Raw genomic sequence first — 12,896 nt, 5'->3', positions numbered from 1 at the left:
TCAGACGACAATAATGAGAGCGGATTCCACGTTGAACACAAATCTACTATTTAAAAAAATATCGACGTTGCCGTTATAAAACAAGCGCAGACTATCATCCAACACACTAGGGTACCATCTAAAAAGATATCGATGCTATTGTTATAAAAACAAACGTGAACTATCATCAACACAAACTACTATCTAAAAAAACATAGACATTTCAGCTATAAGAATGAAAGCGAACTACCTGTTGGTATATGCGTAGCTTTGATAGCAGGAAACTTTGCTTGCAGCCACTTCGCCATAAATTCAGATCCTGGTTCTTCACTTACAATATGTCCAAGAACGATCAGTGACAACTGTTTACCAGCCGCCCGGGCATCGCGTACATATTCTGCAGTCTCCCATTCCGCCACTTCTCCGCACACCAGTACATCGGGTTGTGTATTGCCGATGCTTTGGATTTGGTTTTTGCCTCCGTACGCACCGGGTAGCAGCAGTATCTTTTTACATTGCTGTGCAGGATCTCCGATATACCTAACTGCTTCAATATTCAGTTTCTGCTTCAGGTCTCCGATCAATGCTTTTAATGTCATTGCTGCCGGCAAGTTATAAATAACATGATTGCTATCTTCAAACTGTTGCCAGCCCAGCTGATCTACCAGGCCTTTACGCACACCATCGGGCTTAACAGCGTGTATATAATCATGGTTACGCCAAACAACGATGTTATGTTTCCTGAGCAGATCGGCCTTATACCGGTACACGTCATCTTTTTCGAGCCAGGCTGTTTCATCCGCATGATTATAGAACGTTGGCTCATGTGCAATAATAAAATTCGCATTCAGTGCAATAGCCTTTCGGATCACCTCCACAGTAGCAAACATAGTAGTTACAATACCGGTTACAACGACATCCCTGCCACCTGATTTCAAGGTATCAACAGTATTAGAAAAGGGAGCACCTGGCGCCTCCTTTATGAACAGGTCCATGATCTGTCCTACAGTGATCCGCTCCTGTGCCGGTATAAAACCCAAACCAGCAAAACCGGCTAATGGAGATGCAAGCGCCATAGCAGATCCTGCAGCTGCCGCTACCTGTGCAATGAATTTCCTTCTGTTGATGGAGGTGTTGTTCTGACGTGGCATAATAACTGAAATAACTGATTAACCCGATAAATATAGGGCTTTTCAGGAAGAATGTTTATAAAGAAGTGTAACTGAAAACAAAGCCGAACACAAAAGTATTCGCCACTGCAACAGAGAGGAAATATTGATTAAAGCCCAAAAGTCTCAACGTCCATAACAAAACAGACGTCTCAACAGTAATAGGGAGAGCGAAAGTAGCACCCGGTTTCAGATGGGAATGTCGGGCCTTCGGCTCTCCGGCGACGCGACCGGCGTTGTTCAATCTACATTGAAAACCCTATTCGATTGACAACGTTCAATCGACATCCGGAGAGGCGCCGACCGACATCCCATACTGAAACCGGAGCTACTTAGCGTGAATAACTAACAACACTCAATCAAACCGGAGCTACTTCGCATAAAAGCATCAATACCTCAGCGACAGCACACGCAAAGCAATATCCCTACCTGTCTGCACTCCCACCTGACTATCAAACTGGTAATGAATACCACCATAGATCCTGGAAATGGAAGCCTCGTCTATCATCTGCTGAAAACCATTGAAAGAGCGCGGTGAAAAACCATCCGCCACTTTCTGGTTATCAGTAAAAGACAAACTACCAAAATAATCCTCCAGAATAGTCCCTGCAGCACTTGTAAACGTAGCATGCCCTGAAGTATAAGCCGGGAACGGCGGTGTCCCGATCAGCGAAGTCCATCCGGCAGCAATGTAAGTTTGAATGTAGCTGACAGGCCGCAGCAGATTGTACTTGTACTTGTATTTCCAGCACACAATAGCAGCGTCATTCTCACCAATACCCGCCTGCGCGAAAAGCTTTGCAGCTTGGGTGAGACTAAGCCCGTTGTCAGTCACCAGCTGCGCGGTGATCGCCAGCATGTGTCCCGGTGGCGTGAAAGTGCCGCCGCCATCAGCCCAATAACGGGCAATAGTGTTCTCTTCGGGCGTGAGTGTATTCACCTTGTTATACACGAAATAAGCCGCTTTATAGAACGCAGAAGCCGTATCTGTGGAAAAGGCAGGATGGGCAATACCGGCAGTCTCCGGAGTGGAAGGTCTTACCATCAGGCGATTATTGCCCCAGTAAGGTAGCAAAGCGCGCTGAAAGGCAGGCGGAGTAGGTACCCAGAAGCCAGGACCTACCGGTGGTACATAATCGGTCGGAAAGTTATTCAGATAGCCGTCTTTCCCGCCATCAGTAGTGGACCAGGTGTAAATAGCAGCCGCCACCTGCTTACCGAAATTAACGGAGCGGTTGACCTCATCTGCGCCACAGCTGCCTGAAGCCGCAGCTTTGTTGGTACTGTCAAGTGCAGCGATCAGCGCCAGATTAGCGGCACTGGCATTGGGATAGAGGCTCCTGATGATGTCTGCCATAGCGCTGTTGGCAGCGATCTCCCAATTGTATTTTTTACCCCATTGAGGGCGGGGCACATTGCTCAGGCCATCCAGCTGGCCGCTGAGAGAATGACCGTATCTGTCGCTCCACACTACTGCTTCATGGAGCGCCACGCCTGTATAGGCCAGCGCCCGGGCAGCTACCGGCGGACTGAATCCCGGTGTTTCTTTAATAAGTTTAAATTCAAGCTGATACCATGAAACAGGTATCGCAGCTGCTGCATTACTTTGGGGCGTGAAGTCGGCAGCAGCAATTGTTGGTTTTGGGGGTGCCTGATCTTCCTTGCTACACGCGGCAATAACAAGGATCATGAAGAGGTAGATGCACCACGAACGTTTGGAGTAAATGGTCATAAATATTGAGTTTTAAAGAGGGAGTAATATACACATGACCGATAGCAATGTACCTGCAGTCATTAACATGAAAAGTTGCCAAAATACTTCCCATTGGGTATAGGCATTACAGAAAAAAGCTTGTATCTTCGGTACCATTGTTTTGTACCTCAATTACAAGCATCCCTGAATATGAATGTTAAAGAATCACAATAAACCCACAACCCCCATTATTTAACCAAATTACCCTTCCAAACATCATGGAACTAAAACTCATCAGGATCAACAGCCAGGGTCCATTAGTAACAAGCTGGCAATTCTTTTTGATCGGTCAGGATTTGTACGACGGCGTAGCGGATGGCATTTTTTCAAGAGATGTACAGGATGCAACGATCAAATTCCAGCGTAAAAATAACCTCCAGCCTGACGGTGTTGTAGGCAACAAAACATATGGTGTTGCCATGCAATTCGGATTTGATGGAATCATTGATGACCGGACCGACAAATCAGGAGCAGATTATCCTAAAGCACCCTCATTTCAGCCATTGGTTTCCAATGAAGAAAGAGCCAGGGTGTTTGGTAAATTCGCGTATGTGTCACAGCCTGTTCCCGGCAATCCTGAAAACATTAAAGTGACCGACAACTGGGTAAGCCAGAACATTGTAATGGCATCTGTCCCACAGCTCATAAATATCAAAGGATCAGACAGGGTACAATTCCACAAGGCTGCAGCCAATCAGCTGGTTAAACTGTGGGCTGACTGGGAAAAAGCAGGCCTGCTTCCGCTGGTGCTTACCTGGGGTGGATCTTATGTACCAAGGTTCATCAGAGGTAGCCGCACCACGTTAAGCAATCATTCATTTGGTTCAGCATTCGACATCAATGTGGCATGGAATCAGCTTGGCGCCGTACCTGCATTGGTAGGCCAGAAAGGATCCGTGAGAGAGCTGGTGCAGTTAGCTAATCTGAATGGCTTTTACTGGGGCGGACATTTCTCCCGTAAAGATGGAATGCACTTTGAAGTAGCAAAGATAAAATAACATAAACATGCCGGGCCGTTGATGTAGAATGGTCCGGCATTCTAACTCATTTGCAGCGCATTGCTGCTATCACTTATAGACAATTTCTATTATAGAGATTTTCTATTTACGCAGCACACAGATTGTGGTTACTTTTATGCCAAACGTATACAGATGGCGCTACAGGTATTACAGTCAAAATACAACCGCAGACAGGAGATCGTAAACGGAATTATTCATGGCGCAGGCGTACTGTTTGGTATCAGTGCACTACCTATGCTGACAGGCATCGCAGCAACGCATAACAATACGGCGGGCATTGTAGGCGCCGCTATCTATAGCTTCTGCTTTCTCTTATTGTTTACCTGCTCTACCGTATATCACCTCTCACTTGATCCGGCAGTCAAACGACTATTTCTCATTCTCGACCACATCAGTATTTATTTCCTGATAGCCGGCACATATACACCTTTTCTGCTTGTGTATATGAACAATGCCTTTGGCATTACACTGCTGTCTTTGTTGTGGGGATTGACGCTGGCAGGCATCTTTTTCAAGATATGGTTCACGGGAAAATATGATATCATATCTACAATTGTTTATCTCCTGATGGGCTGGATATTTGTAGCAGGCGGACGCAGGTTCTTTACCGAACTGCCTCCATCTGTACTGACATTGCTTTGTATCGGAGGCGTCTTGTATACTTTCGGCGTGTACTTCTATATCACAGACAGACGCACGTTCACACATGCGGTGTGGCACTCTTTTGTACTCGCAGCTGCTATCTGTCACTTCGTAGCGATCCTGTTATCGATGTAGCTCAGCTGTTACTTTCTGCAAGGAGATTTTGTCCGCAAATGAGGGTTAGTATTACCGTAAATGAGGTGGTATTTCACACTCCTCATACGAAATTCGGTGACAATAAATTATGCCTCAAACATTTGTCCCCCCGTTGCGAACATATAATCATTAAGTACTATGCAGATGGAATACAACCGGATCGCTGATATCAAGCGACTACAATTTATCGTTGACAGTTTAAAGAAACACCTACCTGCCGGCTCCGTTGTACTTGACGTGGGTTGTGGTAATGGTATCATTGCCCGTCATCTTGGTGGCGAAGGATTTAACGTCTATGGCATTGATATCAGTCCCAAAGCAATAGAAAAAGCAAGAGCGCTCACTGATCTTCCCAATGTCAGCTTTGATGTGATCAGTGCGGAACAGCTGGTAGCTGATGGCAGAAAGTATCATGCTATCATTTGCAGCGAGGTACTGGAGCATCTTAATCAACCGGAAAAACTGCTGAACGTATTGTATCAGTCACTGGCAGATGATGGTGTATTGATCGTTACTGTACCTAACGGCATGGGGCCCAGGGAAGTGCTGATAACAAAGCCTGTTATTGCCTTACAAAAGAAAGATAACTGGTTGTGGCGCTTTATACTGAAAATAAAGTCCATGCTTGGCTATAAAGGCACTACTGTTCAATCAGATGCAGATGATCTGACACATGTACAGTTCTTCAGCAAGCACTCTCTTGAAAACTTAGCCCGCAGAACACAGTTTAAGATCATCAGTTTCGGGAAAACAAACTTTATTGATGATGTTTTTCCTTTTTCTTTCTTCACTAAAAAGATCAAAATTCTGCAGAAGTGGGATGGCGCAATTGCGGAAGTCCTTCCTTATCAACTGACTGGAAGTTTTGTTACAGTATGGGAAAAGAACCCATAGAAAAAACATTATATTTTTATTGCTGAAAACCCTCGATTTATACCCTGGCCAGGCTATATTCTCATGGTATTTACGTAGCTTTGTATTACCTATACCCGTAATATAATCTATGAAAACCTTCAGTGTACTATTCAACATACTGAAAACCATCCCTGTATCTTTATTGATCATGCTTCCTATCACAGCCAGGTCACAAACGATACCTATCTATCTCGAAAATCCGTCCTTTGAAGGAACACCTACAATGAATGGAATTCCTGCTCCATGGTACCAGCGATCTGTCAATCTGATAGCATATACTTTACCACTCGGCAGTACAAATGAGATAGCCCCGTCAGATGGAAAAACATATGCCGCATTACTGGCAGCATCTGAGAATAATACTTCTGCCGGGCACGCGGTATGGACATCTATCGGACAGCAGCTGTCAAAACCGATCGAAGCAGGCAGGGCATACCTCATCTCTTTTGATATGGCATTGATGCCTGAAGAAGACCACAGTGACAACACCGCTGCAACATCTACTGCGTTAGCTATTCTGGGCAGTACTTCAGCAGCGGATATAGGAGAAAGGATCTGGTATTCGGATATCTGTTATGAAAGAAAATGGAACAGGTACACTGCTGTATTAAAACCTAAAAAGACTTATACCCACCTTCGTTTTGAACCCTACGTTACAGACTATGACGACACTTGTTATGTAGTCACTTTTCTCGACAATATTTCCATGATCGAAGAAACGCTCAACTTTGATGTCAGTGCAGAAAATACATGCTATGGCGCAAGCGATGGCAAGGTGACTGTCACTATGCACAGCCTGGATAAAGACACTTACAGTTTCCGCTGGGAACCGGGTGGTTATACCACGCCTGAAGTATCCCATCTTCCTGCAGGTAAATACACTGTCACTGTAACAAGCAATAACAAGGGTAATTCAAGATCTGAAAGTATCCAGGTAAAACAATGGGATATTCTGATCGATGCAGCGGTGTCAGGTATCAGCTGTTTTGGTGAATCTGATGGCAGCATTTTAGTAAATGCGAGCGGAAGTTTAAGTCCCTATAAATATGCGCTGGTAAACCAGTACCCTGACCAGGATACACCTGGCTTCGACAACCTGCCTGCCAACTACTATACGGTGAAGGTGACAGACAGTATGGGCTGTTACAAAATGCAGGGTGTGGACATTGCCAATCCCGGTCTTTTACAGTTGAAAGATCTGATAGCGAGGCCAGTATCCTGCAGCAGTGTACAGGATGGTCAGCTGATCTTCACACCTGCCGGAGGCACACCTCCTTACCGGTATAAACTTGCTGACACATTCCAGCTCGAGAACAGGTTCCGTCACCTCGATGCAGGCAACTATCCTTACACGGTGGTTGACGATCACAACTGCACACTGGAAGGAAATGTAACGATCGATAAAGAGTGGAGGGATTGTGCCGTATATATGCCTACCGCATTCAGCCCTAATGGAGACGGTAAAAACGACATTTTTAAGGCGAAGCTGCAGGATGATATTACAGCATACAGATTGGCCGTTTATGGCCGCTGGGGACAGCTTATTTTCGAAACTACGGACCCTGAGACAGGATGGGATGGTAAGCAGAAAGGTCTGGACCTGCCACCGGGCACCTATATATGGGTAGCCACCTATACCGCCAGTAACAAACAACCGATGAAGCAGCAGGGTACCATTACCATGTTCAGATAAAATAAAAACGGATGTGTTCCGGATTGCAGTTAAATAGCGTAACTTGATAAGAGTTAATCTCTTAGCTATATGGAACTGGTAGTATTCGCAGCACTTCATTTTGAGCTGAATGCCCGGTCTGCAGGGGAGACAGCCGGCGGCAGCCCACCCTTACAAATGTTGATAGACCTGATCAGATCCCAACAGCGTACGGAGGCACAGCCCTTACAGATGCATGCGGGCAGCGCTTCGCCCCCACCCCTGCCGCAGATACTGGTCAGCTCCAGTATGACGCGTTATCTCGATCATCTGTCAGGCACCATGCAGGAAAATGGCACAAACGGTTATGAACTGGGCAATATTACAGTGGAGTTGCTTACAGAATACCAGGAAAAACAGGCTCCTCAGGTACATACAGAAACCGCCCTGTCAACGACGATGATGCTCATACGCAATGAGGTAATGCTCAACCCCAATATTCATGAACACAGCCTGCGGATACTTGCCAAAAAGCACTTTATTAATGAGAAAACACTGAGCAGGGCATTTACGAAAACGTTTGGGGTAAAGATCAGTGATTTTATACTGGAGCAGGTGATGCAGCGGGCCCGTTACCTGCTGGAAAATACCCAGAGGACTGTAGCAGATATAGCAGAAGAATTAGGATATAGTAACGATTATAATTTCGCCCGTACGTTCAAAAACGTATACGGTATTTACCCCATGGATCTCCGGAAAAAGAATAAAGCCCCGAAACGGTCTACATACTGAACTCCTCATAGAAAGCCTGTTTAGTAACAGGATTGTACCACAGGTACTGCCAGAATTCATCTTCCTCTCCTGCCCTGTAGGGGATCAGCTGATCTATCTCTTCCTGTTTCCACCAGTTAAATCTTCCCGGGAAGGAGATACCGCGCATATCATGTTCGGTAGTCAATTGAAGCCCGTTCTGCTCAATGATCCTGTCGATCGTTGACTGATCGCAACTAAAAGACATCAGCACAGAATAGTCGATGGCCATGAAATCGCCATAGGTATAAAGATCTTTCACGTCATTCGTCAGTTCGATCTGCAGATGTTCTCTGAAACGGTTTTGATTGTCTTTGGTATCGGCAATGTCGGCATTATATGTAGGAAATATATTTTCTACCTGCACAGTTGCGACTTCTTTAGCTCCGTTTATCAGCACGTGTCCTTTATGTCTGAGCTTCCCGCAGGAGAGAACTGTCATGGAGAATGACATAAAACATAACGTCAACAATAATCTTCCTGAATGCTGTTTCATATGACAATTTGAAAGGGATACACAAATATCATTGCAGTTGCTGCAACCTGCCTGCTTCATACGTTGGCACAAGTATCAATCATAGGCGTCTTTCCAGCGGCAGAATCCCCGCGCTTTAACCAATACAAATATACATATGAAAATTTAGAATATCATCAATATAATCCGTGCTTTTGGAAGATTTAACCTGGGCATGACTGCCCCCGGCCGAGTACTTAATACTCAGGTATTAAATTCTGGTATTATATTTGCCATCACCTAACCGTAAAGCATTTATTTCATGTTCGTAAGACCGATACTCATACTGTCGCTGCTATTTTCCTTTTTCGTTTGCTGTACTATAAGCGCATGTACATACCGTGTTGCACCGCGACCCCGACATCCTCATGGTTTGCCTCCCGGGCAAGCTAAGAAGTTAACAGGATCCAAGTCGGCAAAACCATTTGCACCGGGTCAGCGGAAGAAGCGGTACTGATCCTGCCATTCATTTTTTCCTGGTGATCATATCATACACAAGCCCTGTAGCAATAGCATATACGGCATGGTGTAGTATGTCAATGCCGATCGTTTTGGGGTCTTCCTTCTGAATGGGAGGTGCTACCTTGAGGCCTGGCAACATCACGAGTGCAGCTCCCCATACGCTTGCAAAATGTGCAAGATCAGCGGTCCATCCTTTCAGTCCGGTGAGGGAAAGTATGCCCCTTGCTATTCCCCATGTGGTGCCGTAAACCCAGTGTATTTCCTGGGATACCTTCGGCTTTTTCTCTTCGCTGACGGCAGTCACATCCAGCACTTTTGATACGGCATCTACGGGTGCATTGCTGGGTTTACGCCCAGTAATCTTCATCTCTATCATCTGCGAAACAGTAATAGCGGCGGTTCCCGCCAGTCCCGCCAGCAATCCCGCTCCTATGGCGGTACCTAAGTCAGCTATAGCTGAACTTTTTTTACGCGAAAAGATTTTCATGCGATATTTTTTTAGTCCCTTTTAGCCGTGAAAAAAACATGCCATGCACGCGTACGAGAGGTATATTCCTTTTCATCAAAGCATACAAGCGCATAAGAGATTTACCTCACGCTGCCGGTACCGGCATAAAAAAGCCTGTATCGTATTTTGATACAGGCTTGCAGAATTTCTTTGAAGGAGGATATAGCGGTTCCTCTGCTAACGACTTTCGAGTTGTACCCAGGGGCTGCTGTCTTCAGAGAGCAGATCGCAATGGGCGCCATACAGCTCATCCAGCTGTTCGAGATCGCCGCTCCACATCGCGAATCCCATCAGGTAATTTTCGCCCAGATTAGTCCAGGTAGTATAGTTGTGCAGTAACTCCTTGCCGAACTTCCGGATGTACCCGATCGCCTCGTCCCTTGACAGGAAACCGGCATCATAACCCCAGCGGCAAAGATTAATAGCACGGCCGAGGTCCCATGTCAGGGCATCCAGCTTACACTTTTTACCTTCAAAACATGCGGCTTCCTCGCGCAGGTGTTTGTAGCCTTCGGAAATATTGGAAGCGTACAGGTCTACGGATATCTCATCGCCTTTCGCGGTAAATTCCTCCTGCAGCTTTTCCAGTTCAATCGCTCTTTCCCTTACGGGCAGTGTGGTGAGTATATTCCAGATAGGTTTGAAGTAAACGCGGTGGCCATGGTTTACCAGCCAGTCAATATTGTTTAGCAGTTTATCCCTGGAATTGATATGCCATTCCCTTTTCAGCATTCCGCGGATCTCTTCCTGATCACTGTCTGTTTCCAGTGTATCCATACGGTCTCCATGCAGATAAGCCAGGTTAGCGCCGCAGGCGATGTATTGTCTGTCATGCAGCGAAAGCGTGCCATCTTCATGCAACTCCGGCGTATCCTCCTCTTCAGGTTGCATTGCACGGTCCTGTTTTGCTCTGAGAGCAATCTCTTTCGCCCTGCGATTCAATTTGATCAGTTTGACTACAACGAATAGAATGTAAAGGGCCGTTACGCCGACGATGATAATGATCGTTTTCATGTGGAATTTTTAAATACGGCAAACTGAAAAATAAATCCAGGCTGCGCTCTCGGTTACTGACTCAGTTTAAGCTGTTTTTTCTCTTTCTCTGGCTTCAAAATTGTTCTTCACTACATACTTAATAGTGTTCCTGATTGTAAGGGATTATTGCTTTCTCCTTATGCAATATCGCATTTTTAAAGGGAATATTCTATTAAAAAGAAAAATCTATCTTTGCCATCTCTAACATTTATGAATGTAATACAATCAATTATGAAACAAGGCTTTTTTGCATGTATTTTAGCCGCACTGCTTTTAACCAGCACTGGTTGTGAAACGTCACAACAGATCCTGAATAACCTGCCTAACAATCTGCCTACTGCCGGTGGACTAAGCTCTGCACAGATTGCTGCCGCGCTGAAAGAAGCACTTACTATTGGTACTCAGAACAGTGCAAACAAGCTTTCCGCTGCCAACGGCTTTTTTGCCAACGCTGCGCTGAAGATCCTGATGCCTCCCGAGGCGCAGAAAGTGGAAAACACCCTGCGTAATGTAGGTCTGGGCAGTGTAGTGGATAAGGCCATCCTGTCCATGAACAGAGGTGCAGAAGAAGCTGCAAAATCCGCCGCTCCTATTTTCGTGAACGCTATCAAACAAATGACGATCACTGATGCGCTGGGCATCCTGAAAGGTGGTAACTCAGCCGCTACCAACTACTTCAAAAGTAAAACCACTGCTGCACTCACCACTGCGTTCAAACCGGTTATTGGCGATGCCCTGAAGAAAGTGGATGCTACCAAATACTGGTCAGACCTTTTCACCGTATATAACAAGTTCTCTTCCACTCCGGTGAATACCGACCTGACCGCCTACGTAACCGAAAAGGCGATTGCAGGTATCTTCCAGGAAGTAGCAATTGAAGAGCAGAAGATCAGACAAGACCCTGCCGCCCGTGTAACCGATCTGCTGAAAACAGTGTTTGGAAGCGCGCAGGCACAGCAACAAACAAAATAATAACGATTGCACCAATAGCGATCATTGCAATAAAAAGGGCTGACCTGCGAAGATCTATTCACTTCGTTGGTCAGCCTTCTGATTTCAGGACAGTATACGTTACTTCCGTTTTGTACCTGGGTACTCATCCACTTCATATGCTCAGGATCCATTGTATCGAACTTCTGCCTTCACCTCTTTTTCGTATAACCACTAACCAAGAATCACATAAAAAAGGACAATAGGAACAGGGATTTCCCTGGTTTCGCCACCTCCAGTTATTAGTCGTATCTTTAGAGATTGAGATAAACAGAGAAACATTAACCCAAACGACGGTTCTCATGAAATTCAGGAAACTAGGTAACACAGACGTCCTATTATCTGCAATAGGTCTCGGATGCATGGGCATGAACCATGCTTATGGTGAAGCAGACGATGTTGAATCCATCGCCACATTAGAAAGGGCCATTGAACTGGGCATCAATTTCTGGGATACAGCAGATATTTATGCCAATGGCAAAAATGAAGAACTGGTAGCCAAAGTATTAAAGCCTAACAGGTCAAAGATATTTATCGCTACCAAATTTGGCTTTACGTTCACCAATGGCCAGCCTTCAGGCTTTGACGGCTCACCCGCTTATATGAAAAAGGCGGTGACAGACAGTCTAAGAAGATTACAGACAGACGTGATCGATCTTTACTACGTACACCGCGTTGATCCAAAGGTGCCCATTGAAGAAACTGTAGGAGCGATGGCCGACCTGGTGAAAGAAGGGAAAGTGCGCTACCTGGGCTTATCTGAAGCTGGCGTGAACTCTATACGTAAGGCCCATGCTGTACATCCGATTTCGGCATTACAGAGTGAATACTCCCTGCTGACAAGAGATGTGGAAGACCAGATCCTTCCGCTCTGTAAGGAACTAAAGATCTCTTTTGTACCATTCAGTCCGCTGGCCCGTGGCCTGGTCACCAATACACTGGATGTAAATGCGCTTAAGGAAAATGACTTCAGGAAGTCATTACCTCGCTACCAGGGAGAATACGCAGAGAATAACAGGAATCTGGCGCAGGAATTTGCCGCACTGGCTGCTAATAGGCATTGTACAGCCGCTCAACTGGCGCTGGCCTGGGTATTGAATCAGGATGATGATATCATTCCAATACCGGGCACTAAACGAAGAAAATACCTGGAGGAAAATGCTGCAGCAGTGAATATTACACTTTCATCTGCCGACAAGCAGGAAATCGAAGACCTGCTGGCAAGGTACCCTAATGTAGGCGATAGATATAACGAATCGCACACAAAATTCCTGGATAAGAATTAAACAAAGG

The 12,896-nt window shown here is 45.7% G+C and carries 12 protein-coding genes; 7 read left to right on the top strand and 5 right to left on the bottom strand.

Annotation, left to right across the window (positions count from 1 at the left end):
• Positions 1-206: 206 nt before the first annotated feature.
• The gene (locus L3C95_RS09120; protein WP_236386957.1) at positions 207-1,130 is read right to left on the bottom strand and encodes a Nif3-like dinuclear metal center hexameric protein; all 924 of its coding nucleotides are present in this window, start codon (positions 1,128-1,130) and stop codon (positions 207-209) included.
• A 406-nt stretch (positions 1,131-1,536) separates the two neighbouring features.
• Positions 1,537-2,880 carry a vanadium-dependent haloperoxidase gene (locus tag L3C95_RS09115; protein ID WP_236386955.1) on the bottom strand — a complete coding sequence of 448 codons (1,344 nt, stop codon included), beginning with the start codon at positions 2,878-2,880 and terminating at the stop codon, positions 1,537-1,539.
• A 239-nt stretch (positions 2,881-3,119) separates the two neighbouring features.
• Between L3C95_RS09115 and L3C95_RS09110 the strand changes: the two genes are divergently transcribed.
• The 5 genes from L3C95_RS09110 to L3C95_RS09090 all read left to right on the top strand — a co-directional run bounded on the left by L3C95_RS09110 (position 3,120) and on the right by L3C95_RS09090 (position 8,076).
• Positions 3,120-3,899 carry a M15 family metallopeptidase gene (locus L3C95_RS09110; protein ID WP_236386952.1) on the top strand — a complete coding sequence of 260 codons (780 nt, stop codon included), beginning with the start codon at positions 3,120-3,122 and terminating at the stop codon, positions 3,897-3,899.
• 153 nt (positions 3,900-4,052) lie between these two features.
• Positions 4,053-4,697 (top strand): PAQR family membrane homeostasis protein TrhA, encoded by a 645-nt coding sequence (gene trhA / locus L3C95_RS09105; protein WP_236386950.1) that lies wholly within the window; start codon positions 4,053-4,055, stop codon positions 4,695-4,697.
• Between the two features lie 159 nt (positions 4,698-4,856).
• Positions 4,857-5,612 (top strand): class I SAM-dependent methyltransferase, encoded by a 756-nt coding sequence (locus tag L3C95_RS09100; protein ID WP_236386948.1) that lies wholly within the window; start codon positions 4,857-4,859, stop codon positions 5,610-5,612.
• A 109-nt stretch (positions 5,613-5,721) separates the two neighbouring features.
• Positions 5,722-7,326 (top strand): gliding motility-associated C-terminal domain-containing protein, encoded by a 1,605-nt coding sequence (locus L3C95_RS09095; protein WP_236386946.1) that lies wholly within the window; start codon positions 5,722-5,724, stop codon positions 7,324-7,326.
• Between the two features lie 69 nt (positions 7,327-7,395).
• The gene (locus L3C95_RS09090; RefSeq protein WP_236386944.1) at positions 7,396-8,076 is read left to right on the top strand and encodes a helix-turn-helix domain-containing protein; all 681 of its coding nucleotides are present in this window, start codon (positions 7,396-7,398) and stop codon (positions 8,074-8,076) included.
• Here the strand turns inward: L3C95_RS09090 and L3C95_RS09085 are convergent.
• From L3C95_RS09085 to L3C95_RS09075, 3 genes are all read right to left on the bottom strand, one after another.
• Positions 8,066-8,590 carry a hypothetical protein gene (locus L3C95_RS09085; RefSeq protein ID WP_236386941.1) on the bottom strand — a complete coding sequence of 175 codons (525 nt, stop codon included), beginning with the start codon at positions 8,588-8,590 and terminating at the stop codon, positions 8,066-8,068. The genes L3C95_RS09090 and L3C95_RS09085 overlap by 11 nt on opposite strands.
• 484 nt (positions 8,591-9,074) lie before the next feature.
• Complete coding sequence (locus tag L3C95_RS09080; RefSeq protein ID WP_236386939.1) at positions 9,075-9,557, bottom strand: hypothetical protein; 483 nt, start codon at positions 9,555-9,557, stop codon at positions 9,075-9,077.
• Between the two features lie 198 nt (positions 9,558-9,755).
• The gene (locus L3C95_RS09075; RefSeq protein ID WP_236386937.1) at positions 9,756-10,592 is read right to left on the bottom strand and encodes a DUF1266 domain-containing protein; all 837 of its coding nucleotides are present in this window, start codon (positions 10,590-10,592) and stop codon (positions 9,756-9,758) included.
• 252 nt (positions 10,593-10,844) lie between these two features.
• On the opposite strand from L3C95_RS09075, the gene L3C95_RS09070 reads away from it, so the two are divergent.
• Together L3C95_RS09070 and L3C95_RS09065 are read left to right on the top strand one after the other, a co-directional pair.
• Positions 10,845-11,585 carry a DUF4197 domain-containing protein gene (locus tag L3C95_RS09070; RefSeq protein WP_236386935.1) on the top strand — a complete coding sequence of 247 codons (741 nt, stop codon included), beginning with the start codon at positions 10,845-10,847 and terminating at the stop codon, positions 11,583-11,585.
• A 320-nt stretch (positions 11,586-11,905) separates the two neighbouring features.
• Positions 11,906-12,889, top strand: a complete 984-nt coding sequence (locus tag L3C95_RS09065; RefSeq protein WP_236386933.1) for an aldo/keto reductase — start codon at positions 11,906-11,908, stop codon at positions 12,887-12,889.
• Positions 12,890-12,896 lie beyond the last annotated feature (7 nt).

This window comes from Chitinophaga filiformis, assembly GCF_021646545.1.
GTDB classification, from domain to species: domain Bacteria; phylum Bacteroidota; class Bacteroidia; order Chitinophagales; family Chitinophagaceae; genus Chitinophaga; species Chitinophaga filiformis_A.
This window is presented reverse-complemented; position numbering and strand designations above follow the sequence as displayed.